This is a genomic window from Sorangium sp. So ce834 (assembly GCF_051521425.1).
Lineage (GTDB): Bacteria > Myxococcota_A > Polyangia > Polyangiales > Polyangiaceae > Sorangium > Sorangium cellulosum_D.
Genome location: NZ_CP150351.1, coordinates 4911506 through 4935926, shown reverse-complemented (window position 1 = coordinate 4935926; position 24421 = coordinate 4911506). Strand labels below are relative to the sequence as shown.

Sequence of the window (24421 nt, the reverse complement as noted above, 5' to 3'; positions counted from 1 at the left end):
GGCTGCCTCCTCGACACCGGAAACGGTCTCCTCGGGGCAGAGCACACTTGCTCAACGCCCCCTGTAGAGGTCCCCGCCTCGCTGGACGCTGGGTGTTCGACAGCCGCCACGAGGCGGCGGAGCGGGAGCTCGCCCGTCACGACGCGCTCCTCCAGCGCTTCGTCGGCTGGAGATCGAGGCCGAGGCGCCGCTGTTCGACACCGGCGCCGCCACCCTCTTCGATTTCGCCGGCGCGGCGGGCCACGGCGGCGACGCGCGCTTCTATTACGTGATCCCGTTCACCCCGCAGCGGGCGCTCGTCGAGCTCGTCGCGCTCGGCGGCGAGGCGCACGAAGAAGAGCTGGCGCGCTACGTCGAGCGGACCGCCGGCGGGGCGCGCTTCCGCGTCGTGCGGCGCGAGCGCGGCGCGAGCCTGCTCACGTGCGCTCCCTTCGCGCGGCGCCTCGGCCGGCGCGTGCTCGCGATCGGCGTCGCGGGCGGCCTCCTCAAGCCCTCGACGGGCTACGCCTTCACGCGCATCCTCGACGACGCCGCGCTCATCGTCCGGTCGCTCGAGACGGCGGGCCACCCGTTCGCGCGGCCGCCGAGGGGCCTCCCTTACCGCTTCTTCGACGCGGTCTTCCTCCGCCTCCTCGCCGCCCAGCCGTCGCGCATCGAGCCGGTGCTCACGGCGCTGTTCACCAGGAACCCCGTCGATCGCGTCCTCCGTTTCCTGGACGAGCGCGCGTCGCTCGCCGACGTGCTCGCCATCGTGGCCTCGCTGCCCAAGCTCCCCTTCCTGCGCGCGCTGGCGGGGTGGCTGGGCACGCGCCTCGGCCTCGTGCCGCCCGCGCGGCAGCTGCGCGCCTGAGATCGCCCCGCCCCACCGCCAGCGACGCCAGCAAACATTGCGCCGCGCGCGCCGCATCCGAGCCCGGACGGCTCGTCCCGGGGCCATCACCGCGAAAACTGAGGGCGCGCGGGCGCGCCTCGCGCGAGCCGCGGCGCGCCCGTCGTCGCCCGTCCGCGCGCTTCAGCGCAGGACCGGCGTCTCCCGCGCCGCCGAGAGCGCCGCGCCGCCGGCCCACGGCTCCACCCGGTCTCCCAGCGAGGCGCGCACCTTCGCGACCTCGTCCTTCGTGATGGCGGGCGCGCTGTTCCCCCAGCTCGATCGGACATAGGTGAGCACCAGCGCGATCTCCTCGTCCGACAGGTTCACGCCGAAGTTGGGCATCACGTCGTTGTACTGCACGCCGTTCACCTCCATCGGCCCGGCGGCGCCGAGAAGCGTGAGCCGGATCGGCGTCTCCTTGTCCTCGAGCAGCCATGACGCGCCGACGAGGGGCGGATACCGGCCAGGCTTCCCCTCCCCCCTCGCCTGATGACACCCGGTGCACGAGCGATAGTAGATCTTGCCCCCCTGGGCGAGGTCCTCGTCCGTGACGCCGAAGGCCGCCTCGCCGCGCCCCTGGGCCCGGGTGTCCAGCTTCCGCAGCACCATCCACGGCAGCGCGAGCACGCCAAAGGCCACGATCAGCATGATCACCACGACGTGCGCCGTGTTCGGCTCTCCGTCTCGAGCGTCATCGCGCTTGCCTGCTTCACCCACGGGGCACTCCTCCGCCGCAGATGAAGCGCAGGCGATCCCCGCCGTCAAGGACCCGCCCGGCGGGGCGCGTCGGCGCCGGCGCTGCACCCCGGAAAGCTGGGTCTCCATGGAGCGGCGTGTCGGGATCTACGTCGGCCGGGAGCTCGGGGCGTACGATGACTCGGGACCGGCGAGCTGGCGGATCGTTAGCGCCGCCGCTCGCGACGAGCTCCGTGCGTCAGCGATCCCGGGCGGGGTCTCTGACGCACGGAACTAGGCACTAGGCCGTCGCGGCCGCCGCGGCGACGCTCGCGCCCCCGGCGCTCTCGCTCCTCGCCGCGGCGGCGCGCGGCGCCTTCTTGCGGGTGGCGCTGCGCCGGCCGTCGATGCTGACGGGCACGTCGCCGTCGACCGTCACCCGGCGCACCACGCGGAGCTGATCGCCGTAATCGTTGATCGCGTAGTGCTGGGTGGCGCGGTTGTCCCAGATGGCCACGTCGCCGGCGGCCCACCGCCAGCGGACCGTGTTCTCGAGGCGCGTCACGTGGTCCTGGAGCACCTGGAAGAGGTGCGCCGAGTCGAACGACGAGACGCCGAGGAGCTTCTTGACGAAGTGGCCGAGCACGAGCGAGCGCTCCCCGGTCTCCGGGTGGACGCGCACCACGGGGTGCTCGGTCTCGTACACGGTCGACGTGAACACCTCCTGATAGCGCCGCACGTCGTCCGCCGACGACTGCGGCTTTCGCGCCTGGTAGTCGTACTCGTTGCTGTGCACGGCCCACAGCTTGTCCGCGAGCTCGCGCAGCGCGGGCGGCAGATCCTCGTACGCGGCCACCGTGTTGGCCCACACGGTATCGCCGCCGTACGCCGGGATCACGAGCGCCCGGAGGATCGACGCCTTCGGGTAGGCGTCGACGAACGTGACGTCGGTGTGCCACGAGTTCGCCCGGCCGCCGTAGCGCGAGTCGAGCTCATGGATGTAGCCGGTGCCCTGGACGACGGGCACCGTCGGGTGCGCGACGGGCGCGCCGTCGAAGATCGCGGTGAGCTTCTCCTGGGCGGCGTCGTCGAGGTGGTGCTGGTTGCGGAAGAAGATCACCTTGTAACGCAGCCAGGCCTTCCGGATCTCGCTCACCGTCGCGGCGTCGAGATCGGCGGAGAGGCGCACGCCGCGCACCTCCGCGCCGATCCGGCCGGCGACGGGCACGATCTCGAGGACGTTGCTGCTCTGGTTCGTCGTGGCGCTCATACGGAGTTTTCCTTGTGGTTGTGTCAGCCGAAAAGCATCGTGGGATGGCGTCGCGCTCGGGCGCCGGCGGACCGGCCCTCGGTCAGTGCGACGCCGGCTTGTGCGCGATGGCGAACAGCCGCTTGCCCTCGAGGCGGATCCCCTCGGGCGTCCGGAAGGCCTCGAGCTCGCGCTTGATGTCCTCGACGGCCTGCACGCGCAGCGACTCCGGCAGGTGGCCGAGGAAGTTGCCGAACGAGCTCGCCTGCGAGAAGGCGATGGCGGCGCTCGTGTCCGGCTGGTAGTTCACGTTCTCCTGGGCCTCGATCTTCTGCACGGAGAAGCCGGCGCCGCCGAGCAGGCCGGCGAGCTCCTCGGCCGTCACCCAGTGCGGCGTGCCGGCCAGCGACTCCGGGTAGCGCGCGTAGGGCTCGCGCGAGAGCACCTGCCGCTTGATGGCCTGCAGCCGGTTCGGCTGGTCCTTCGCGCCCGTGGTGAGCCCGACGCGCCCGCCCGGCTTGAGCAGGCGGTGGATCTGCCGCAGCGGCTCGGTCTTCTCGGGGAGCCAGTGGAAGACGGCGTTGAGGTACACGACATCGAAGCTGCCCGACGGGAGCCCGTCGAGCGCGTAGGCGTTGCCGACCTGGAACGAGAGGTTCGCCTTCGCCTTGCGCTGGGCGATCTCCACGCGCAGCGGCAGCGGATCGAGCCCGAGCACCTGGCCCGTCGGCCCGACGATGCCCGCCACGTGCTCCGCGAGCAGGCCGGTGCCGCTCCCGATGTCGAGCACGCGCTCGCCCGCACGAACCCCGAGCTCGGCGATCAGCCGCTGGCCGTGGCGGAACTGCCGCTCGGCGCTGCGTACCTCGTAGTCCTGTGCGAGCTGCGGCGTATCGAAGACGAGACTGAGTCCACTCATGCGAAGGCTCCGGGAAAGAGAGGTTGCCGGGCGCTCTCGGCAGGGCGACGCCCTCGTCCGCGACCGTCCACCCCGGCGGCGATCGCACTTCGCACGCGCCGTGCCAGGCGTTTCCCCGCGCTCCCGCGGGCCCCCGCCCGCCCGGTGCTGCGTCGCGAGCACGCCGCCAGCACCTCGTGCTGCGCAGGGCGCACCCCGCCGGCCGCGAGCGCGCGAGAGCGCAGCGGACAGACCACAACCGTACATCCCCCCTGGACCGTTTCGCGCCTGAAGGCGCGCCGTACAGCAGCAGTGGACACTCGAAGGTTCATTTTTTCACTGGAGCTCCCTTTCGGCATCAGGCGCCATCGAACGAGCTCGGCTCGGCGCACTTCATTGATCGGCGTGTGCACGTTCACATGGCCGGATGACGTGCGCGGGTCGATGCGACGCGGCGCGGAGCGGGTGAATCCACGTTCCCCCACGCTCCATTCCTGTGGCACCATGAGCGCATGCTTCATGATGTCGTGAGGAAAGGTTCTGTTGCCGGCGCGTTGCTGGTGGCGATGGGGTGTAGCTCGGGCGGCGGCGATCCGCCGCCCGGGGGCCAGGCGGGGGGGCCGGACGTGTCGATGCCCGAGGTCGACGCCGGGCCGGACGGCTCGGGGGAGCCGGCGTGTGTCGAATACGCGATGCCGACCGACGTGGACTGCGCGGCGCCGCTCGACGGCGTGCTGCCGGTGGACCTGCGCTGTACCGGCCTCTACGGGGACTTCGACAAGCGCGAGCTCGCGTGCGGCGTGCTCGAGTACAAGCCTGCGGTGGAGCTCTGGAGCGACGGCGCCGCGAAGCGACGCTTCGTCTCGATCCCGAAGGGGCAGCGGGTGGACGTGAGCAATCCGGACGCGTTCGTGTACCCGGAGGGGACGCAGTTCTGGAAGGAGTTCCGCGTGAAGGGCGCGGACGGCGCGCTGCGCCTCGGCGAGACGCGCCTCCTGCGCAAGATGGCCGCCGGCTGGGTCTACACGAGCTATGTCTGGTCCGAGGACGAGCGGCAGGCGATCCAGATGCAGAACGACTTCGGCGTGCCCGATCTCTACGGCACCGGGCACATGGTGCCGACACGCGATCAATGCAAGGAGTGCCACGTCGGGCGCGCCGATTTCGTCCTCGGCTGGGACGCGCTGATGCTCGGCCCGGGCGCCGAGGGGGTCACGCGCGAGTCGCTGGTCGCGCTCGGCGTGATCGAGGACGCGAGCCCGCTCGCGCTGACGATCCCGGGCGACGAGGTGGAGCGCCAGGCGCTCGGCTACCTGCACGCGAACTGCGGCGTGAGCTGCCATAACGACCTGCCCGAGTCGGCCGCCCACGACACGGGCCTGTACCTGCGGCTCGAGGCGAGCGAGCTGGGCAGCGTGGCCGCGACGGACGCCGTGCGGACGGGCATGAACAAGCGCCCGGCGGAGAACGCGAAGTACGAGGGGCTGAAGAACCCGGACCCCGCCAACTGGTACGACATCCGTCCCGGCGATCCGGCGCGCAGCCTGCTCGTCGCCCGCCAGGAGCTCCGCGGCTTCGAGGGGCAGATGCCGCGCATCGGGACCCGCCAGGTCGACGACACCGGCCTGCAGCTGGTCACGCGGTGGATTCAAGGGATGACCGAGCCCAACTACCCGCCCCCCGGGCCGTAGGCCCCACCGGCCCAGCGCGCGGCGCGCGACGCGCGCCGCCCCCGGGTCAGCGCAGCGGCCTCGGCAGCGCGGCGATGTACTCCGATTTTTCCCACGTCCTGATGAACGTCTCGGCCGACTGATCGCGCAGCGCGCTCAGGTACTCCGGCCGCAGACCCACGGCCTCGAGATCGTCGTGCAGCTGGGCGATGAGCCCGTGGTGGGCGTAGCCGCGGGTGTGGAAGTACGCCCAGTCCTTCTCGTCTTGCGTGCTGTAATGGGTCAGGTTCGGGTCGATCGACGGAATGCACGAATCGATGCTCGACAGGGGTTGTACCAGGCAACTCGCGCATTCGCCCAGGTCGCCCGGCCGCTGCGAGCACTGCTCGACAGAGTTGCCCTTGCACCAGTCGTCGCGATCGGTGGTGTATCCGAGCCGCGGGGCGACCCCCTGTCCGAGGCCCTGGAAGTCGCCGGCCCACGCGACGCGCTTCCCCGCCAGGTCGGCCGCGTACGCCACGCTCTGGGCCAGCGACCGCGTCGAGCGGGCGCAGGTGTTCTCGACGCCCGAGCTCGGGTAGTCGAGCGCGACGTCGCCGCCCGTGAAGTGGCCCGCGAAGCCCTCGGTCTCGGCGATCATCTGCAGGGCGTCGTCGCCCAGCTTGCCCTCCCAGCCGGCGCTGCCGTCGGCGCTGATCCGCCGAGCGTAGACGTGGCTCGCGACGAGCGGGTAACCGTAGCGCGCCGACGACAGCGCATACACGTCCTCGATCGCCTGCTCGGAGATGTGCCCGATCTCGAGCAGCATGCCCTTGTCCATCATGCGCTCGACGACCCACCCCCCCTCGTAGGTCAGCCCGAGCACGTTCTTGTTCACCGTGACGGGCGCGGAGGTGATGGTCGCGTCGGCCCCGGCCACGACGCCGCCGCCCGGGTAAACCTTGAAGCCGTCCCAGGCGCCGGCGTTGAGGAAGCGCTCGGCTATCTTGAGCGAGCAGAGCTCTTCGTAGCTCGTCGCGTACGCGGGCGAGCAGCCAAACTGGTTGCTCTGGTCGACGGCGAAGGGGTGCTCGGCGTCGGTCGCGAGGGGGTCGTTCGGGTCGGTCTTGCACTGCACGTTGTGCAAGAAGCAGTTGAGAAACGACTGCTGCGCGGCGAATTGGGGCACGTAGATGGCCGTGCCGGCGATGCGCGTGTTGAGCGAGTGCGCGAGGAAGGCCGTGCGGGCCCCGAGGTCGTGGTAATAGTCGAGGCGGTCGACCGGGCTGTCGTATGGGGCCCACGCGTAGTCGGCCTCGATGCCGATCACCATCGCCATCTTGCCCTCGCTGATGATGCGGCGGGCGTCGGCCGCCGAATAGGCGATCTCGAGGAAGTCCGCGTGGTTGCTGGCGAGCGCCTTCAAGAACTGGATCTGCCTGACGATGCTCTGGAGCGAGTCGGCCATGTCGCACTCGAACCCTTCCTGCCGAAAGGGGTTGGTGCCCACGCCGTTGCGCACGAGCGAGCAGAGGGGGTAGTTCTCGACCGCCTGGGCCACGATGAGCTTGAGGCCGCCCTCGAGGGCGCGGCGCAGGTAGCCGTGCCAGTAGCGGGGGTGGGCGTTGGTGTCCCACTTGGGCCACTCGAGGTAATCGTGCTCGGGGTCGCCCGTATGGCCGTCGGTCCGCTTGTAATAGCAGTCGCCGATCCCGCCGCCGTGGCAGCAGGTATCGACGCCCAGGAGGTTCGCGAAGCCGACGTCGCAGATGCCGGCGGCGCCGGCGTGCGTGTCGCCCGAGCCGTCGCAGCTCTGCATCGCCTCGGCCTCGTCGCCCTCGACCGAGCCCCAGAACCACTTGCCGCTGAAGGCGAGCTCGGAGGCGACGTGCTCGTGGGTGGCGGCGGCCCCGATCACCGGGTCGCCCGTCGTGGGCACGTCGTCGAGGATCACGTGATCGATCGCGCCCTCGGTCAGGCGGAGGCGGTCGATGTCGGGCGCGGGCCGGCCCGAGCTCGAGAAGGCGATGGCGTTCGGGCCGGCGTCGAGGTCGACGCGCAGCACCCGCGTGGTCGGCGCGTAGAAATCGCCGTCGGTGAAGGGCACGAGCGTCGGCGGCCGGTCGTTGACGCTCACCAGCGCTTCGCCCTCGTAGCCGAGCCAGTCCACCTCGAGCAGGTAGCGCCCGGCGGAAGGGGCCATGACGCCCTCGAAGCGCAGCGACGCGTCGTAGCCGATGCCCCGGACGACGGCGCCGCCCGAGCAGGACCCGCAGCTGAAGTCGTCGACGTAGAGCCCCGCTAGACCGTTCGACGGCGCCTCGGCCTCGTAGACCGCGGGCAGCGCCCACGGCGGCGGCGGGGGCGAGCTCGCGACGGCGGAGACCTCGCCGGCGCTGAGGGCGCGGTCGTAGAAGAGCACCTCGTCGATCGAGCCCTCGAAGGCGTCCCACGACGGGTGGTTGCCGATGACGATGGGCCGGCTCGACGCCTGCGGCGTGCCGCTGGCGGGCTTCCACGCGGCGAGCACGCCGTCGACGTAGAGCGCGATCCGGTTGCCGTCGTAGGACCCCGTGACGTGCGCCCACCGGCCCGCCATCGCCGGCGCGGTGACCGAGATCGGGTTGCCCCACTGCCCGCCCGGGAATGTCACGGCGAACATGAACCTGTCGCCGAGGAACCACAGGCCCCACACGTCGGGGCTCCACCAGCGGTTCACGATCGCGCCCGGCCCCGAGGGCTTCACCCAGGCGGCGACCGTGAACCTGGGCGCGGCGAAGGCCGCGGCGTTCGGGACCTCGACCCGGCTGTCGGGGGCGCCGTCGAAGACGGCTCCGTCGTCGTAGCGCCCGTCGCCGCAAGAGACGGTGCCGTGGAGCTGGGCGTGGTTGGGCGTCGCGCCCTGATCGACGACCTGGCCCCCCGCGCAGGCGTCGAAGCTCCAATGCCCGAACGGCCTGGGCGCCGACACGCCCTGCGCCGCGGCGGTCCGGGGCGCGGCCGCGGCCGCGAAGAGCGCGAGCGCGAGCGCGAGCACCCGGGGTAGAATGACTGTTCGACGAACCATCTCAGCCTCCTTCGATACGAACCCGAGACCATCAAGACCCGCCCCGGCGCCGGCGCCGCCCGGCGATCGCGCGCAACGCGCCCGGCGCCGACCCGCACGCCATGACCACGCCCGCCGCGCTCGGCGCGGCCACGGCGCGCCCGGCGGCCCCGTCGCGGCCCGTGCGCGGCGCCAGCTCGGGCCCGACCTGGGCGCAACCACGGGTAGGCCTATCGTGCGCCCGGGGCCCTCCGGCCTTCCAGTGGCATGAGCCGCCACCGCGTTGTCATTTGACGCCATGCCCCGGTGGGCGCGACCATCGGGGCGTGAAACGAGGTGCGCCCGGGCCCGCCGCTCGCCCCGCCCCGTACGCCGACTCGCCCCTCTATCGCTCGTTCGTCGTGCGCCCGGCGCTCTGGTGGGCGCAGCGGGCGGGCGCCGACGCGGTCGCGCTCGCCGCGCGTTTCGGCCTCGGGCCATCGGCGCTCGAGGACCGCATGAGCGAGATGCCGCTCGCCGCCTACCGCGACCTCATCGACGCCTGCGCCGAGGCCGCGCGCGAGCCGTTTCTCGGCTTTCGCATCGCCACGTCGCTGCCGCGCGGGTATCTCGGCGTCTTCGAGCTGAGCGCCTCGTCGGCCCCCACCGCGGGCGAGGCGGCGGCCCGCTTCGTCAAGTACCTGCCGCTCGTCAACAACGGGCTCTTGAGCGCCAGGCTCGATCGCCGGGGCGGCGAGGTCGTCCTGCGCCAGTGGATCGAGGGCGAGCCCCTCGCGCAGGGCCGGCACGGCAACGAGTTCATCCTGACCGCGATGCTGCGCCAGTCGCGCGAGTTCACCGGCCAGCACGTCGTGCCCCGCCTCGTGCGCCTCGCCCACCCCCGCCCGCCCGACGTCGGCGAGATCGAGCGCTGGTTCGGCGCCGAGCTCTGCTTCGACAGCGGCGAGAACGCGCTCGTCGTCAGCGAGGCCGTCATGGCCCTGCCCCAGGTGGCCGCCGACGGCGCCCTGCTCGCGGTGCTCGACCAGCACGCCACGCGCATGCTCGACGAGCGCGCCCAGCGCCCCGACGACTTCCTCGCCCGGGTGCGCCGCAGCGTCCGCGAGAACCTGACCCACTCCGAGGCGCTCTTGCCGCGCGTCGCGTCGCTCCTGTCGTCGAGCCCGCGCACGCTCCAGCGCGAGCTGACCGCGCGCGGCACCTCGTTCCGGCGCGTGGTCGACGAGGTGCGGGCCGAGGCCGCCCGCGCCTACGCCGCCGAGGGCGAGCTCGGTGTCGGCGAGATGGCCTTCCTGCTCGGATACGCCGACACGCCGAGCTTCGTCCGCGCCTTCCGCCGCTGGACGGGCCAGACCGTCGGCGATTACCGGCGCGACGCCGCGCCCGCCGCCCCGCCGCGCTGAGGCTCCGCGGCGAGCTCGCTTGCAGTATCCTACGGGCGAGAGGCAGGGGGCATTCGCCCCGGGTCTCCTCGGGAGGACTCGACATGCAGCATCGCCGCTTCGCCGCGTGGGCTCTCGCCGCCTCCGGCGGTTTGACCGCCTTCGGCGCTTCCAGCCCGAGCTCCGCCTGCACGCCGCTGCCAGGGATTTACATCTCGGACGTCCCGTCGGCCGTGCCGCTCGACGGGGTCATCGTGGCCCGGGTGTACTGCGGCGTGGCCTGTCCGACGGGGCCCGTGCTCGTGGTGAAGGACAAGGAGGCGGGCGCGGTGATCGCCGGCGCTCAGGAGATGTTCTCCTTCGAGCCGGTCGGCGCTGGCGAGCGCTTGCTCGTCTTTCGGCCCGCCGCGCCGCTCATCGAAGGTCACACGTACACGGTCGCCACCGCGGACCAGGACATGCACCTTCCGGTGTGGGAGCTCGTGGCGAGCGCCGATCTCGACATGGACGTAGGCGCCATCCCCGTCGAGGTCATCGTCACCGTGCACGCGCGCTGGCACGGGGAGCCGATCTGCTGCACCCTCGCTGCGGCGCCGGGCAGCTGCGGTCCACAGGAGTCCTGCGTGGCAGAGGAAGAGGAGCGCTACGCTGCCCTCGACCTCCGTGTCGCTGCGCAGGCGGTCCACGGGATAGGTCAGTACGTGCAGATCGTGACCTTCTCGCTCCCGAACGGGACGGAGCTCAGCTCGAGGACGGTCTGGGGCGGGAACGTGTTCGAAGGCTTCGACGTGGCGGCTCCGGAGTACTGCTACCAGCTCACGTACAGGAGCCTCGCCGACGGTACGACGATCGAGAAGGAGCGCAGCTGCATTCCGCACGGCGGCGCCGACACCGCCGGCGTGTTCCCGATCGACGCGGAGAGGCTCCGCCGCGCGATCGTCGCGTGCGCCGCCCCGCCCGAGGGCTTCGAGCGGATCTGGTGCGCCGCCAAGGAGGAGCGCTGCACGGAGGACGCCGACGCCTGCATCGACGATGACCTGAGCCTGTGCGAATCCATCGAGACGGGGGCTGGCGGCTCCGATGGCTCGGGCGAGGGCGGCAGCGGCGGTGGCGCCCCTGCGGAGCCGGTGGGCGAGTACGTGATCGAGGGTTGCTCGGTCAGCACGGGTCGCCGCGTCTCATCGGGCTGGGCGCTCTCCGCGGTCGGGCTCGCGCTCGCCGCAGCGATCCGCGCGGGGCGGCGCCGTGGCCGCTGCTGAGCTGAGTCGTTGAGCGCCGCGACCCGCGCGCGCCCGGGGCGTGTCAGCGGACGTGGATGTCCGGCTTCGGCACCGGGGCCATCCCCTCCCCGATGTGGAAGCTCGGGTGAGGCGGCTGGTTGTAGGCGCCGTTTTGCCACGAGATGGCCACGCGGTACTGCGGATCGTGCATCAGCGTGTGGATCCGGTTCTTCGCGACCTGGTTCGTCGTGAAGATGCGAATCGAGTCGCCGCACCGGAAGATCACCTCTTCGCGCCAGTCGCCCAGGATGTCGGCGCTGAGCGTCGGGGTGCTCTTCGTGCCGTTGTTCGCGGCGCACCCGTTCGCCGTGAAGCCCGCGCCCTCGCCGTCGTACTGCTGGACTTTGTTGCCGTCGAGGAGCTCGCGGCTGAGATCCGCGTCCCACCAGATGAGGAAGTTGGACGACGAGGGGCGATTGCCGGCGGCGCCTCCGTCCGCGCCCCGCAAGAGCTGGCTGTTATTGACCCACGCCTCGCTCCCGGGGCTCCGCGGATCGATGTCCGCCGCCACGCCCCGGCCGGGGCCCTCCTCGCCGCCGTTGCCCGGCCCCTTCCAGATCACCTCGCACGTGCGGGCGTCGCGCATCGCGTACGCGGGCGAGTCCCCGCCCTCGTACGGCATGAACACCTCGAGGCCGGGGCGCGACGGGATGTGATCCGTCACGTGCAGCGCGTCGCCGTGAGCGTAGTAGTCCACCGCGCAGAGGCCCTTGCCGTCGTTGTCGAACGTCGCGCCGCCGTTGATGATCTCCTGCTGCGGATCGTCGTCCACGTTCGCCACGCTGATGGAGTGCGCCCCCTTGCCGCCGTACGCCCCGTTCTCGCGGCTCGAGCTGGAGTCGAACGTCCAGAGGTTCGTGAGCGCGCCGTCGCGGTAGTTCCAGGCCGAGAGCGTGGTGCGCGCGTAGTAGCCCCGGCCGAACACCGCGCTCGGCCGGCCGGTGTCGTCGAGGAACGCGATCGTGCCGACGAAGCGGTCGACCCGGTTGCCGTAACACTCGTTGTTGCCCCAGCTGCACGGGTCGCCGCGCCCCACCTTGAACTCCGTCGTGGCGAGCTCGGCGCCGGTCTCTCCGGAGAACACGGTGAGATACTCCGGGCCGGTGAGGATGTACCCGTCGTTGTTGCGGTAATCCTTGGAGTCGTCGTCGGCGGCCGCGGGCCCCAGGCTGAGCGGCTCGCCCCTGCCGTCGCGCGTCCCCGGCGCGGTCTTGACCGCCACCTCCGCCTTCCCGTCGCCGTCGAGATCGTAGACGAGGAATGGCGAATAGTGCGCCCCGGCCCGGATGTTCACGCCGAGATCGATGCGCCACAGCCGCTTGCCTTCGAGCGTGTACGCGTCCAGGTAGGTCTTGCCGGTGCGGCCAGCCTTCGAGTTGTCCTGGAGGTTCGACGGATCCCACTTGACGACGATCTCGTATCGCCCGTCGCCGTCCAGATCTCCCACGCTGCCGTCGCCGCTCGAGTAGGTGTAGCCGTCCCCGGCCGGCGGCGGCGTCGTCGGGATGGACAGGGATCCATCCTTCCACACGGCCACGGGCTTCGACTCGCCTTGCTCGACGCCGCCGACGACCGGACGCACGCTGTAGACCGAGCTCGGGGAGCCGCCGCGGTCCACGAAGTTCGTGGAGTCCGTGATCGGCGCGTCGTTGACCTTGGTGCCGTCCCGGTAGACGTTGAAGGCGATGTCGTCGGGATCGTAGCCGAACAGGCGAAAGCCCACGTAGATGCCGCCGTCCGTGGGAACGGCCACGACGCCGCGGTCGAGGTCCTCCATCTGCGCGAACCCGGTCGGCGCGGGCACGCCCCCGCCGCCTCCCGAGCCGGCGCCGGCGCCCGCGCCGCCGCTGCCCGACGCAGGACCGCCGCCGGGGCCCGTGCTGGTCGCGTTGCCGCCGGAGGCCGTGCCGGTCGCGCCGCCGCCGGAGCCCGTGCCGGCCGCGTTGCCGCCGCCCGTGCCGGGTTCGCCGCCGCCGTCGCCGCCAGCGCCGGTTTCGCCTGAACCGCAGGCGACGAGCCCAGAAGCGAGCGAGAAACAGATCAAGAAAACAGGGGACCTCATCGGCGTACCTCGCGTTGCCGCTCCTCCTCCGGTCGGCGGCTCGCCCCCGGCCATCAGCGGCATGGTGAGTTGGTTGCTCGCCTAGGTTGCGACACCAGCGCAGAACCAGTCACCTTCAGCGCGAAGTTCGTGCATTTTGTGGATGTACTGGAATTTTGATGCTCCACAGGAGAGCACATCGTTCGATGCCGATGGGCTCGTCGACCCGGCCGGCGCGGGAGGAGATCGCGGCGGCGAGGCGGGCCTCAGCCCTCAGCCCCGGCGCGCGGCCTCGAGGACGCGGAACGTCTGGTCGACCTCGGCGCCCGGCCTGCGCCGGCTCCCCCACCCGACCGCGGCCCGGTAGCTGCCGAGGAGCCCGGACGCCGAGAGCTGCTCCTCGTCGACCTGGACCGGTCGCTCGGCCTCCGGCGCCACGTAGAGCGCGTCCACCGGGCAATAGGCCTCGCACATGAAGCACGTCTGGCAGTCGCGCTGCCGGGCGATCACCGGCGCGCCGCCCGGGACGCGATCGAACACGTTGGTGGGGCAGACCTCGACGCAGAGATCGCACCCGATGCACCGGACATCGCTGACGAGCTCGATCATGGCGCGTGCGCCTCCGCCGCGGCCGGGCTGACCGATGCCGTCGGCGGCGATTCGGGGCGCACCCACACGCGATCGAGCCCGCCGGTGATCAGCCGCCGCTGCTGCGCCGGATCGAGCCCCGGATGGTCCGTGTGCTTGTGCATCCCGCGCGTCTCGGTGCGCGCGCGCGCCGCGTTGAACATCCAGCGCGCCGTGGCCACCATGGCCGCGCCCTCGCGCGCCCGCACCGCCTCGCGCACCTCCGCCGCCGGCCGGGCCTGCCGCACGTCGCGCCACAGCGCGTCGAGCCGGTCGAGCGAGACCGCGAGCCCCCGCTCGGTGCGGAACAGGTTCTTGTCGTACGGGAACACCTCGTCCTGCACCGACCGGATCACCGCCTCCGCGTCGAGCTGCCGCGTGCCGCCCGCCGCCGGGAGCGCGGCGCGGCCGGCCCCCCGGGCGGCCCGCTGGCCGGCGCGGGGGCCGAGGCTGCGCGCGAACGCGGCGGCGCCCTCGCCGGCCCACTGCCCCGACGAGATGGCCCACGCGGCGTTGTGGCTGCCGCCGCCCGTGAACCCGCCGCAGATGAGCTCTCGCGTGGCGGCGTCCCCGGCGGCGTAGAGCCCCGGCGTCGACGTGGCGCAGCTGTGGCTCGTGATGCGGATGCCGCCCGTGCCGCGCACGGTGCCCTCGAGCCGCAGCGTGACGGGGAACCGCTGCCGGAACGGGTCGATGCCGGCGCGGTCGAAGGGCAGGAAGAAGTTCGGCTGGGCCTTGCGCATCCAGGCCTCCAGCGCCTCGTCGGCCTTGTCGAGCTGCGCGTAGACCGGCTGCGTGAGCAGCGTCTGCGCGATCACGGAGCGGCCGCGCTGCGAGCCGGCGCCCTCGATGACGCGCCCGTCCTCGTAATAGAAGGTCGCCCAGTTGTAGAAGAGCGTCTTCGTGACCGACGCGAAGGCCGGGGCGATGGCGTAGGCGTTCGAGAACTCCATCCCCGACATCTCGGCGCCCGTCTCGGCGGCCATGAGGCCGCCGTCGCCGGTGAGCACGTTGGTGCCGAGGGCCTTGCTGAGGAACGCGCAGCCGCCGGTGGCGATGACCACGGCCCCGGCCTTCACCACCCAGCGCTGCCCGAGCTGCCGGCAGACGCCGGCCGCGCCGGCGACCACGCCGTCCGCGTCGACCAGGAGCTCGAGCGCGGGGCTGTGATCGAGGATGCGGACGCCCGCGAGCTTCACCTGCTTGCGCATGAGCCGCATGTACTCGGGCCCTTGCAGGCTGCGGCGGACGGGCTGCCCGCCGTCGTCGACCGGAAACGGATATCCCCAGGTCGCGAGGTCGTTCACGCTGGCCCACGTCCGGTCGAGCACGCGGTCCATCCAGCCCCGGTCGGCGAGGAAGCCGCCGAGCCCTTCCCGGCTGGCCTTGGCGGCCTCGCGCGCCTCGGGGGTCGGGGGCACGTACCACACGCCGACCCCGGACGGCGCGGTGGCGCCGCTGCTGCCGCAATAGCCCTTGTCGGCGAGCACCACGCGCGCGCCCTGCGCCGCTGCGGCGAGCGCCGCCCACGTCCCGGCGGGACCGCCGCCCAGCACCAGGACGTCGGCCTCCAGCGCCAGCGTGTCGCTCCCGTCGAGGACGCGCCCGACCTCTCCCTCTGGCTCCCGTACCTCGCTCATGATTGGACGACTCCCTTGCTCAGGTCAGCTGCTCTGCCGAACGCTCGGCCGAGCGCCCGGCCCATCGCTCGCCGAGCGCCCGGCCCACCGCGCTTGCGGAGGCTCGGCCGTTCTCTTTGGATTGCAGCCGACATGCCACGGCCCGTTTTTCCGCCGCGATCTCGCGGGTGGCGCCCTCTCGTTGCTGGCGGCGCACCAGGGGCTGCTGCTCGGGTGCTGCTCCGCGCGCACCGGCGCGCCGCGCGCGGGCGCGCGACGGCCCGGCGCCCGGGCTACTGCAGCCGGAACCCCATCGCCGAGAGGGCCGCGCGCAGCCGGTCGCGCCCGCGCAGCGCCTGGGCCGACGCGACGCGCGCGGCCGAGTGGCGGCTCCAGCTGCCCTGCACGCCCATGCGCTCCCTGGCGTAGAAGCGCTCCATGAGCTGGTCGTAGCCGTCGATGGCGCCGACCTTTCGCTCGAACGCGCCGTACTGCTCGTGGTGCAGGACGACCTCCTGCGGGAGCCGCGGCTTGATGCTCGCCGGGGCCGCCGGGTCGGGCCAGCCGACGCACAGGCCGAAGGTCGCGAACACCTGGTCGGGCAGCCCGAGCTCGGCCGCGACCGCCTCCGGGTGGTTCCGCAGCGCGCCGATGTAGACCGTGCCGAGGCCGATCGACTCGGCCGCGACGAGCGCGTTCTGGGCGGCGAGCGCCGCGTCGACCACGGCCATCACGAACATCTCGAGATAGTCGAGCCCCTCGTGGCCGACGCCGCGGTGCTCGGCGAGATCGCCGAGCCGCCGCAGATCGGCGAGCCAGACCAGGAACAGCCCGCAGTCGCGCACGTGCGCCTGGCCGCCGGCGAGCTCCGCGAGGCGCCGCCGCCGCTCGGCGTCCTGCACCGAGAGCACGCTCCAGAGCTGCAGGTTCGAGGAGCTCGGCGCCGACTGCGCGGCCGCCACGAGGAGCTCGAGCGCGCCCTCCGGGAGCGGCTTCGGGAGATACCGGCGCACCGAGCGGTGCCCGAGCAGGCTCTCGATCACCTCGTTCCACTGCGCGAAGCGGGGCGCCGTCCCCTCGCCGCCGTATCGCTCGCCAAAATGCTCCAGGGCGCGGTTGCTCATCGATCGTGCTCCTCCTGTCCCGTCGGTCGCTGAAGGCGCGCTGCGGCCCGCGAGGAGAATCCGGGCCTCGAGCCGGCGGCGCCCCAGGGGCTGCCGGCGAGCCCAGCGGCGCGGCGCGCCAGGCGCGACGCTCATGGCCTCGGGTCAGCCGAGCTCATCCGATAAAACGGATGATTATTCCGCTTCAACAGACATGTCAACCGCTTCGCGGTGGGCCGCTTGCGGTCGGCCGGCCCTGGCACCACGCCAGATTTATGAAAAATTCCGCTGTAGCTCTAGCAAGGTTGAGCCTCGCCGTGCTTGCGGCGGGGTGTGGCAAGGAGGAGCGTGCGCTCGCGGAGGAGCGCCCGGCGGAGCCGGCGGCGGTGGCCGCGCCGGAGCCGGCGGATCCGCCGCTCGTGGCGACCGAGATGGCCGTGCCCGGCGATCTGCCGGCGTTCGTGGTCACCGGGCGCGGCGGCGCGTGCCCGCGGATGGTGTTCCTCCACGGCATGTGCGGGCACGGGCTCGGCTACGTGCAGGCCATGCAGGGGGCGGCGCGCGAGCACGGCGGGGTGCTCGGGCTCCAGGGCGACGTGCCTTGCGGCGACGGCCCGTTCAGCAAGTACTCGCCCGACCCCGAGGAGCAGGAGCGACGCATCCGGAGCGCGCTCGCGGCGTGCGGCGGCGAGGCCGAGGATCTCGTGGTCATCGGTTACTCGCAGGGGGCGTACATCGCGGAGCGGCTCGCGGAGCGCTGGCCGGAGCGATACTCGCGGCTCGTGCTGATCGGCGCGCCCACGACGCCCACCGCCGCGCGCCTCCGGGGCATCCGGGGGGCGGTGATGATCAGCGGCGAGCTCGACGCGAAGTACCGCATGAAGGAGGGCGCGGGCGGCCTCATGGCGGCGCGGATCCCGGCGATCTATCGGGAGATGCCCGGCGCGCGCCACGGGGAGATGCCGGAGGCCGAGCGGGTGATGGATGAGGCGCTCGACTGGCTCGACGCGAACGCGCGGCCGCTCCCCTGACGCGGGCTCGGGCGCGCGTGCTATGGAGCTCGCGCCCATGGTCGAGCGCGCGTCCTCCGCCGGGGCGCCGCGGGAGGTGAGCGCCGCGTTGGCCCCCACCGATCCGCTCGGCGCCCTCAACCAGGCCTTCCTCGACGCGTACGCCGCGCGCCGGGAGGCGGTCCTCGCCGGCATCGAGCCGATCATCGCCCAGATCGACGACAGCCTCATCCTGCGGCGCGGCGGCCGGCGGTTCGAGGGCCCGGCGCGCACCCGGCGCTACCACGAGCTCAAGGTGGTCGCGCACGCTCCGCTCGCGGTTCATGCGCTGCTCTCGGGCCGGCGCGGCGCGCTCGACGGCGCGGCGCCGGGCCGGCTGGCCGAGCTCCGACAGCGCATCGCCGCGGCCGCGGCCGACCTCGACGGCCGCGGCTTCACCCCGGAGCAGCTCGCCCGCCAGCGCCGGATCCTGGGCGCGTCGCTCGCGCTCCTCGACGAGGCGAGCGCGGCGGGCGGTGTCGTGCCCGAGGCGCTGTCCGCCTTCACCCGCGCGCAGACGCCGGATGTCCTCCTCAACGCCGAGGACGCGGCGCGCGACCAGATCGAGACGATGCACGCCACGGTCGAGGCCTGGAAGCGCGACATGACCCCGGACGAGCGCGAGCGACTCCGGGCCGTGGTCGCGGTCTCGCACATGGCCCGCCCGGGGAACGTGGCCGCGCAGTACTTCTCGATCACGCTGGGCGAGACCTGGCAGGGCCGCTTCGACCAGGAGGATCTCCGACCGGGAAAGCGCGTGCTGACCGCCGAGGCGACGTTCGACGAGGCGGAGGCGTTCGCGCTCCTCGCGACGCACGCGCTCGACGCGGGGGTGGCGACGCGGTTCTTCGGCGAGGAGACCCGGCTGTCGCGCGACATCCTGGCCGACGCGGCGGAGCGGATCCTCGCGGGGATGTTTCACAAGGAGCCGGCGCCGCCGGGGGAGGCTGGCGCCGGCGGGTGACCGGCGCGGGGCGAGAAGAGCTGCTGGCTGCCGTCTCCCCCTCTGCCGTCTCCCCCTCTGCCGTCTCCCCCTCTGCCGTCTCCCCCTCTGCCGTCTCCCCTCTGCCGTCTCCCCTCTCCATGCGCGTGCGCGCTGACGCCGTGGAATCGCGCACGCGCACGAAGGACGAGCACGGAAGACGGAAGACGACAGAGGGCAGACGACAGACGGAAGACGGAATGATCGGTCAACCATCCGTCAACCCTCCGCCATCCATTCGTCGCTCGCCATCCCCCACTCCGCCGAGCGAAAGCACCGCTCGATCCATTGCAAGGCCCGCCGGAATCCTGCGCATCGCTCCATTCGATTCCTCTTTCGACTAGGGTGCCGCGCCGCTCGGGATGACCTTCACGACGCCCGTATCCTCCGCACGCTTTTCCGCTCCGCTGGGCGCGCTCGCGCTCGCGGCGCTGTCGCTATGGCCAGCGGCGGCCCGCGCACAGCCCGTGGCGCCCATGCACGGCGCGCACTCCGTCCCCGCCCCCGGCGGCGCGAGCGGCCCGCCGCAGGTCGAGGCGGCGCCTGCCATCCTGTCCGCGCCGAAGCTCCCGGCCACAAGCGGCCCGCGCGCGCTCGCTGGCTTGGCCTGGATCCGCGCCGCGGTGCTCGGGGTTCGCCTCGATGTCGGCTGGCAGCTGCCGTTGACGAACGTCATCGCGCTGCGCGGGTACCTCGCGTCGATGTATTCGTACGATTCGGTGTCCCTCCCGGACCTCGGCGGGCTGATGCCAGAAGGAGAGCTGGAGATCCACGAGCTCGCGCTCCTCGCGACCGCCGAGATCGACGCCGCGATCTTCTCCACCGAGCAGGGCCGCCTCGCGGCCGGCGGCGGGCTCGGGATGGGGCCCTCGTTCGCATGGGTGAGGATGCCCGACATGCCATTTCAGCCCGGCGAGTGGACGCACGCGAGCGCGGTGATCGGGCGGCTGTCCGGGCACCTCGAGTACCGCTTCCCGTCGGGCTGGGTGCTCCGCGGCCAGCCGTTCGGGCTCCTCTTCTCCGGACAGGAAAACGCGGATACGGCCTACGAGATGGCCTTCATGGGAGGGTACCAATGGTGAGGCGAGGCGCGGATGGCTTCGCGCTCGGGTGGCTCGGCGCGCTGCTCTGCGCGGGCCTCGCGGCGGTGGCCTGGGGGCCCCTCGGGTGCAGCGCGCGCTGGGAGCCAGCCCCGGACTGCGGGCGCCAGGGAGACACCTGCAGCGAGCACGGCGACTGCTGCTCGTTCGGTTGCATCGCGGGCAGCTGCGCGTGCGCGCCCGCCGGCATGGCCTGCCACACGGACGCCGCCTGCTGCTCGGGCGCGCGCTGCGAGTCCGGCCATTGCCGGCCGGGGTGTCGCGCGGCGGGCGCCGAGTGCGCCCGCGACGGCGACTGCTGCGACGGGCTCGCGTGCGAGGCGGGCCGCTGCGGCGAGCCGCGCTGCAACCGCGCCGACGAGCCGTGCAGCGACGACGGCGCTTGCTGCGAGGGCCTGACCTGCCTGCCGTCGAGCGACGGGAGCTCGTCGTTCGGCACCTGCAGCTCGAGCTGCGCGGCGCAGGGAGAGAGCTGCCGCGACGGGGTGGCCTGCTGCAACGGCCTGGTCTGCAACTCCGCCACGTGCGTCCAAGCCTGCCGCCAGCGGGAGCAAGGGTGCTCCGACGAGGCGCCCTGCTGCGCCGGGCTCGAGTGCGCGGAGGGCAGCTGCCGCGCTTGCGCCGATGTCGGCTTTTCCTGCAGCGCGGCCGGCGACTGCTGCGGCGCGCTCGACTGCGTCGACGAGCGCTGCGCCTGCAAGGCACCGGGGGAGAGCTGCGCGCGCCCGGACGACTGCTGCACCGGGGGCTGCTTCGACGGGATCTGCGCCTGCCACCAGACGGGCGGCGCCTGCCAGCGCGCCGACGACTGCTGCGACGGCTGGGCCTGCCGGAACGGGACGTGCGAGCCGGACGCGTGCTTCCGCTCGGGGCACGTCTGCGCGGTGGCCAGCGATTGCTGCGGCGGCGTCTGCGCGGACGAGGCGTGTTGCGCCGCCGAGGGCAAGGACTGCTCTCGCAAGGACGACTGCTGCTCGGGGCTCGTCTGCCACCGGGAGACCGGCTGCGGCCCTTGCGGGGCCATCGGGACGAGCTGCGTGTTCGGCGACGAGTGCTGCGACGGGACCTGTTACCTCGGCCAGTGCTGCGGCGGCGCGCAGGCGGCCTGCGATGCCGCGCGCCCGTGCTGCTACGGCCTCGAGTGCGGGGCCAGCGGGCGCTGCTGCTCGCGCAGCGGTGCGTGCGACGAGGGGGCGGACTGCTGCGACGGCTTCGAGTGCAAGGGCGGCTCCTGCGTGGTCGCGCCGGGCGGGCCCTGCGACGGCAGCTTCGACTGCCCCGCCCCGATGAGCTGCATCTCCGGGCGCTGCTGCCAGGACCGCCTGACGGCGTGCACGCTCGACACCCAGTGCTGCAGCGGCCGGTGCCACCTGAACGAGTGCCAGTAGGACGATGAGGTCGAGCACCGCGGCGGCAGGACGAGCCGCCAGATCGTCGCCGCCCGCGGTCACCCCCGCGGCGCCGCGCCGCCGATCGCGGCGCGGCACCGCTCGACGTCCTCCCAGAACGTCGGATACGTCTTCGCGACGCAGGCCGGGTTCTCGATCGTGATCCCGGGCCGGCACAGCCCCAGGATCGCGAAGCTCATCGCCATGCGGTGGTCGCTGTAGCTGTGCACCACGGCGGGGGTCAGGGGGCGCGGCTCGATGCGGAGCCAGTCGTCGCCGTGGCTCACCTCCTGCCCCAGGCGGCGGAGCTCCGCGACCGTCGCGGCGAGGCGGTCCGTCTCCTTGATCCGGATGTTCGCCACGTTCCGGATCGTCGTCGGCCCCTCGAAGAGCGGCGCGATGGCCGCCAGGGTCATCACCGTGTCCGAGATGTGGTGCATGTCGACGTCGATGCCGCGCAGGCGCCCGTCGCTGCGCACCGTGGTGGCGTCCGCTTGCTTGCTCACGCGCGCGCCGGCCTGCTCCAGGAGCTCGACGAACCGGTAATCCCCTTGGAGCGCCCCCTCGCCGAGGCCGGGCACGGTGATGGCGCCGCCGGCGGCCGCGGCGAGCGCGAACGGGTAGCTCGCGGACGACGCGTCGGGCTCGATCGGGTACCTCCTCGGGCGGTATCCGCTCGCGGGATGGATGGTGAAAGCGCCCGCGGCCTCGTCGATGAGGCCGCCGAAATCCGCGACCATGCGGCGCGTGATCTCGACATAGGGGCGGCTCACCAGCTCGCCGGCGATGCGCAGATCGATGGCGGACTCGGCGAAGGGCCCGGCCATCATCACCGCCGAGAAGTACTGGCTGGAGCGGTCCCCGCGCATCGTCAAGGTGCCGCCCTTCAGCCGGCCGCCCCGGATCCGGAGCGGCGGGCACCCGGTCGCGCACTCCACGTCCGCCCCGAGCTGCCGCAGGCCGTCGACCAGATCGGCGATCGGCCGCTTGGCCATGTGCTCGTCGCCGACCAGCACCACCTCGCCGGGCACGAGGCACGCGAGCGCGGCCAGGAAGCGCACCGTGGTCCCGCTGTTCCCGATGAACAGCTCGCGCTCCGGCGCGCGCAGCCGGTGCCGCCCCCCCTGCACGACCAGCGTCTGCGGCCCGGCGTCCTGGATCCCGATCCCCATCGCTTCCAGGGCGGACCGCATGTGGCGCGTGTCGTCGCTGTGGAGCACCCCTTCGAGCGTGCTCTCGCCGTCGGCCAGCGCCGCCAGCACGAGCGCGCGGTTCGTGATGCTCTTCGACCCGGGGACGCGCCAAGTCAGCTCCGGCGGCGAGGAGAGCGGTAGGATGGGCAAGGGACCGGCAGGGATCATGGGGGCGGCAGACTAGATCTTCGCGGCAGCGCTGGCTACGTGCGGCAGCACGGCCGTCCCGTTCCCCGCCGCGCGCCGCGCAGATCGCCGACGCTCCGCTGCGCTGAACGCCGTTGCTCAGGCGCGCATCGCAGCAGGAAGATCCCGGTCGTCACGACCACCCCTCGCCGTTCGCTCGACGGGACGACACGAACCGAATCCTTGCCGCGATGCCGCTCTTTCTTCCTCGCCGGGCCCAGCCCGAACGCCACGTCCGCGCTCGTCGCCGCTGTCTCGTCGCGGCGGGGCTCCTGCTCGCCGTGGCGAACGCGGCGATCGCCGCGCCCGCCGAGCCGACGCCGCTCGCGGCAGAGCCGGCGCCGCCCGCGGCAGAGCCGGCGCCGCCCGCGGCAGAGCCGGCGCCGCCCGCGGCAGAGCCGGCGCCGCCCGCCGTCCCATCGGCGCGGGAGATGGCGGTCGACCGCTTCGTGAAGGCCCGGGCGTTTTACGAGCGGCGCGAGTGGTCCCGGGCGCTCGCCGAGTACCTCGCCGCACGACAGCTCTACGCCAGCTGGGCCGCGACCTCCGGCGCCGCGGTGTGCCTGAAGCAGCTCGGGCGCCACGACGAGGCGCTGGAGATGTTCGAGGAGCTGCTGCGTAGCTTCAGCCACCGGCTGCCCGCCGCCGCGAAGGAGGCGGCGCAGCTCCAGCTCGACGAGCTGCGCCAGCTGGTCGGCATCCTCGAGGTCGACGGGGCCGAGCCGGGCGCGCTCATCGCGATCGACGGGCGGCATCGCGGGGAAGCCCCGCTCCCCGGGCCGCTCCGGCTCACCTCCGGCAGCCACTGGGTGCGCGTGTTCAAGGAGGGGTTCGAGCCGTTCGAGCAGCGCATCGAGGTCGCGGGCGACCGGCTCGTTCGCGTGAGGGCGCGGCTCCGGCCGCTCGCGCGCATGGGGCGCCTGCGGGTGATGGAGAGGGAGGGCCGGCCGCTCGAGGTCGTGGTGGACGGCAGCGTCATGGCCATGGCGCCCTGGGAGGGGCTGCTCGCGCCCGGCGAGCACACGGTGGCGCTGCGCGGCGCGGGCCGCCTCGGCTCGCCGCCGGTGCAGGTCGACGTCGAGGCCGACGAGACCGTGCCGCTGACGCTCTCGGCCGAGGAGCTCGCCGCATCGCTGCGCGTCGAGCCAGTGCCGGTGAACGCCAGCGTGGCGATCGACGGCGTGACCGTGGGCCGCGGCGTCTGGGAAGGGCGGCTGCGCGCGGGCGCGCACCGGGTGGAGGTCGCCGCGCCCGGGTTCCTGGCGGAGTCGCGCCGCGTGGTCCTCGCGCGCGACCAGACCGAGGTCGCGAGCGTGACGCTGGATCGCGACCCGAGCTCGCCCTTCTGGCGCCGGCCCGCGCGCCCGACGCGGTTCGTCGTCGAGGTCGTGACGGGCGCCGTGCTCGCGCCCAGCTTCGGCGGCGAGGTCGCGGGCACGTGCATCGGCGCCTGCGAGGCGGCGCTCGGGATCGGCAGCTCCGCCGTGCTCCACGCGGGTTACGAGGTCGGCGATGGGTTCGGGTTCGGCGTCAGCGCCGGCTACCTCGCGCTGTCGCAGCGCCTCGACGGCCGCGCCACGGAGGTGATCCCGATCGGCCTGCCGCCCAATCGGGGCACGGTCGACGATCGGCTGGCGCTGCGCAGCGCGCTCATCGGTGGCTGGATCAGCTTCGCGCTGCCGCTGAGCGAGCGCCTCCCGCTGCACTTCCGCCTCGGCGTCGGGACCATGACCGGCGCGCTCGTCGACGAGCGCACGAACGGCGCGTTCCGGGCGAGCGGCGGGACGATGTACGAGCTCGACCTCTTCGCCCAGAAGCACCCGGCGCTCTTCTTCCACGTGACCCCCGAGGTGCGGATCGGCCTGCCGATCGGCCGGCAGCTCCAGCTGACCGCGGGCATCGCCGTTCCCGTGCTCGTCGACGTGGAGCGGCCCGCGTGGGACGCGGGGCAGGCCGTGCCCGCGGGGGAGGACGGCCGCGGCGCGTTTCTAGTCGAGAGGCTCGCCGGCCCCGTGCTCATCGCGGTCGCGCCCGGGATCGGCGCCCGTTACGAATTCCACTGACAGGGGCGCTCGTGCGGGCC

The 24421-nt window shown here is 72.9% G+C and carries 18 protein-coding genes; 9 read left to right on the top strand and 9 right to left on the bottom strand.

Translation table 11 applies throughout. The features are described from left to right. Window positions 1–88 precede the first annotated feature (88 nt). Window positions 89–850 carry a lycopene cyclase family protein gene (locus WMF20_RS17895; RefSeq protein WP_437617138.1) on the top strand — a complete coding sequence of 254 codons (762 nt, stop codon included), beginning with the start codon at window positions 89–91 and terminating at the stop codon, window positions 848–850. A 162-nt stretch (window positions 851–1012) separates the two neighbouring features. Here WMF20_RS17895 and WMF20_RS17890 read toward each other — a convergent pair whose 3' ends face one another. The 3 genes from WMF20_RS17890 to WMF20_RS17880 all read right to left on the bottom strand — a co-directional run bounded on the left by WMF20_RS17890 (window position 1013) and on the right by WMF20_RS17880 (window position 3714). Further along, the gene (locus WMF20_RS17890; protein WP_437615183.1) at window positions 1013–1588 is read right to left on the bottom strand and encodes a c-type cytochrome; all 576 of its coding nucleotides are present in this window, start codon (window positions 1586–1588) and stop codon (window positions 1013–1015) included. A gap of 259 nt (window positions 1589–1847) precedes the next feature. Continuing rightward, entirely contained in the window at window positions 1848–2816 is a 969-nt protein-coding gene (locus WMF20_RS17885; RefSeq protein ID WP_437615181.1) for a TauD/TfdA dioxygenase family protein, read from the bottom strand. An 82-nt stretch (window positions 2817–2898) separates the two neighbouring features. Further along, window positions 2899–3714, bottom strand: a complete 816-nt coding sequence (locus WMF20_RS17880; RefSeq protein WP_437615179.1) for a class I SAM-dependent methyltransferase — start codon at window positions 3712–3714, stop codon at window positions 2899–2901. 545 nt (window positions 3715–4259) lie between these two features. Between WMF20_RS17880 and WMF20_RS17875 the strand changes: the two genes are divergently transcribed. Further along, window positions 4260–5384 carry a hypothetical protein gene (locus WMF20_RS17875; protein WP_437615177.1) on the top strand — a complete coding sequence of 375 codons (1125 nt, stop codon included), beginning with the start codon at window positions 4260–4262 and terminating at the stop codon, window positions 5382–5384. 46 nt (window positions 5385–5430) lie between these two features. Here the strand turns inward: WMF20_RS17875 and WMF20_RS17870 are convergent, their stop codons facing one another. Continuing rightward, window positions 5431–8409, bottom strand: coding sequence for a LamG-like jellyroll fold domain-containing protein (locus WMF20_RS17870; RefSeq protein ID WP_437615175.1), 2979 nt, complete (start codon window positions 8407–8409; stop codon window positions 5431–5433). Between the two features lie 305 nt (window positions 8410–8714). Here WMF20_RS17870 and WMF20_RS17865 point away from each other — a divergent pair, with 305 nt between their 5' ends. Beyond that, entirely contained in the window at window positions 8715–9791 is a 1077-nt protein-coding gene (locus tag WMF20_RS17865) for an AraC family transcriptional regulator ligand-binding domain-containing protein (RefSeq protein ID WP_437615173.1), read from the top strand. Window positions 9792–9874: 83 nt separating this feature from the next. Then, window positions 9875–11029: a hypothetical protein gene (locus WMF20_RS17860; RefSeq protein WP_437615171.1), complete on the top strand. Its 1155-nt coding sequence runs from the start codon at window positions 9875–9877 to the stop codon at window positions 11027–11029. 43 nt (window positions 11030–11072) lie between these two features. On the opposite strand, the gene WMF20_RS17855 is transcribed toward WMF20_RS17860, so the two are convergent. The 4 genes from WMF20_RS17855 to WMF20_RS17840 all read right to left on the bottom strand — a co-directional run bounded on the left by WMF20_RS17855 (window position 11073) and on the right by WMF20_RS17840 (window position 16461). Further along, the gene (locus tag WMF20_RS17855; protein WP_437615169.1) at window positions 11073–13112 is read right to left on the bottom strand and encodes a rhamnogalacturonan lyase; all 2040 of its coding nucleotides are present in this window, start codon (window positions 13110–13112) and stop codon (window positions 11073–11075) included. Window positions 13113–13364: 252 nt separating this feature from the next. Next, entirely contained in the window at window positions 13365–13700 is a 336-nt protein-coding gene (locus WMF20_RS17850) for a 4Fe-4S dicluster domain-containing protein (RefSeq protein WP_437615167.1), read from the bottom strand. Next, window positions 13697–15358 carry an FAD-binding protein gene (locus WMF20_RS17845; RefSeq protein ID WP_437615165.1) on the bottom strand — a complete coding sequence of 554 codons (1662 nt, stop codon included), beginning with the start codon at window positions 15356–15358 and terminating at the stop codon, window positions 13697–13699. Before WMF20_RS17845 ends, WMF20_RS17850 begins: the two co-directional genes overlap by 4 nt. A 272-nt stretch (window positions 15359–15630) precedes the next feature. Then, a complete protein-coding gene (locus WMF20_RS17840) occupies window positions 15631–16461 on the bottom strand; it encodes an NADPH-dependent oxidoreductase (RefSeq protein WP_437615163.1) in 831 nt (276 codons plus the stop codon). A 296-nt stretch (window positions 16462–16757) separates the two neighbouring features. Here WMF20_RS17840 and WMF20_RS17835 point away from each other — a divergent pair, with 296 nt between their 5' ends. The 4 genes from WMF20_RS17835 to WMF20_RS17820 all read left to right on the top strand — a co-directional run bounded on the left by WMF20_RS17835 (window position 16758) and on the right by WMF20_RS17820 (window position 20959). Further along, complete coding sequence (locus WMF20_RS17835) at window positions 16758–17471, top strand: alpha/beta hydrolase (RefSeq protein ID WP_437615161.1); 714 nt, start codon at window positions 16758–16760, stop codon at window positions 17469–17471. Window positions 17472–17508: 37 nt separating this feature from the next. Further along, the gene (locus WMF20_RS17830) at window positions 17509–18453 is read left to right on the top strand and encodes a hypothetical protein (RefSeq protein ID WP_437615159.1); all 945 of its coding nucleotides are present in this window, start codon (window positions 17509–17511) and stop codon (window positions 18451–18453) included. Window positions 18454–18947: 494 nt separating this feature from the next. Further along, window positions 18948–19553 carry a hypothetical protein gene (locus WMF20_RS17825; protein ID WP_437615157.1) on the top strand — a complete coding sequence of 202 codons (606 nt, stop codon included), beginning with the start codon at window positions 18948–18950 and terminating at the stop codon, window positions 19551–19553. After that, the gene (locus WMF20_RS17820; RefSeq protein WP_437615155.1) at window positions 19547–20959 is read left to right on the top strand and encodes a hypothetical protein; all 1413 of its coding nucleotides are present in this window, start codon (window positions 19547–19549) and stop codon (window positions 20957–20959) included. The genes WMF20_RS17825 and WMF20_RS17820 overlap by 7 nt, the downstream gene beginning before the upstream one ends. Before the next feature lie 59 nt (window positions 20960–21018). Here the strand turns inward: WMF20_RS17820 and aroA are convergent, their stop codons facing one another. Next, a complete protein-coding gene (aroA, locus tag WMF20_RS17815) occupies window positions 21019–22302 on the bottom strand; it encodes a 3-phosphoshikimate 1-carboxyvinyltransferase (protein ID WP_437615153.1) in 1284 nt (427 codons plus the stop codon). 227 nt (window positions 22303–22529) lie between these two features. On the opposite strand from aroA, the gene WMF20_RS17810 reads away from it, so the two are divergent. Then, window positions 22530–24401: a PEGA domain-containing protein gene (locus WMF20_RS17810; protein WP_437615151.1), complete on the top strand. Its 1872-nt coding sequence runs from the start codon at window positions 22530–22532 to the stop codon at window positions 24399–24401. The last annotated feature ends 20 nt before the right edge of the window (window positions 24402–24421 follow it).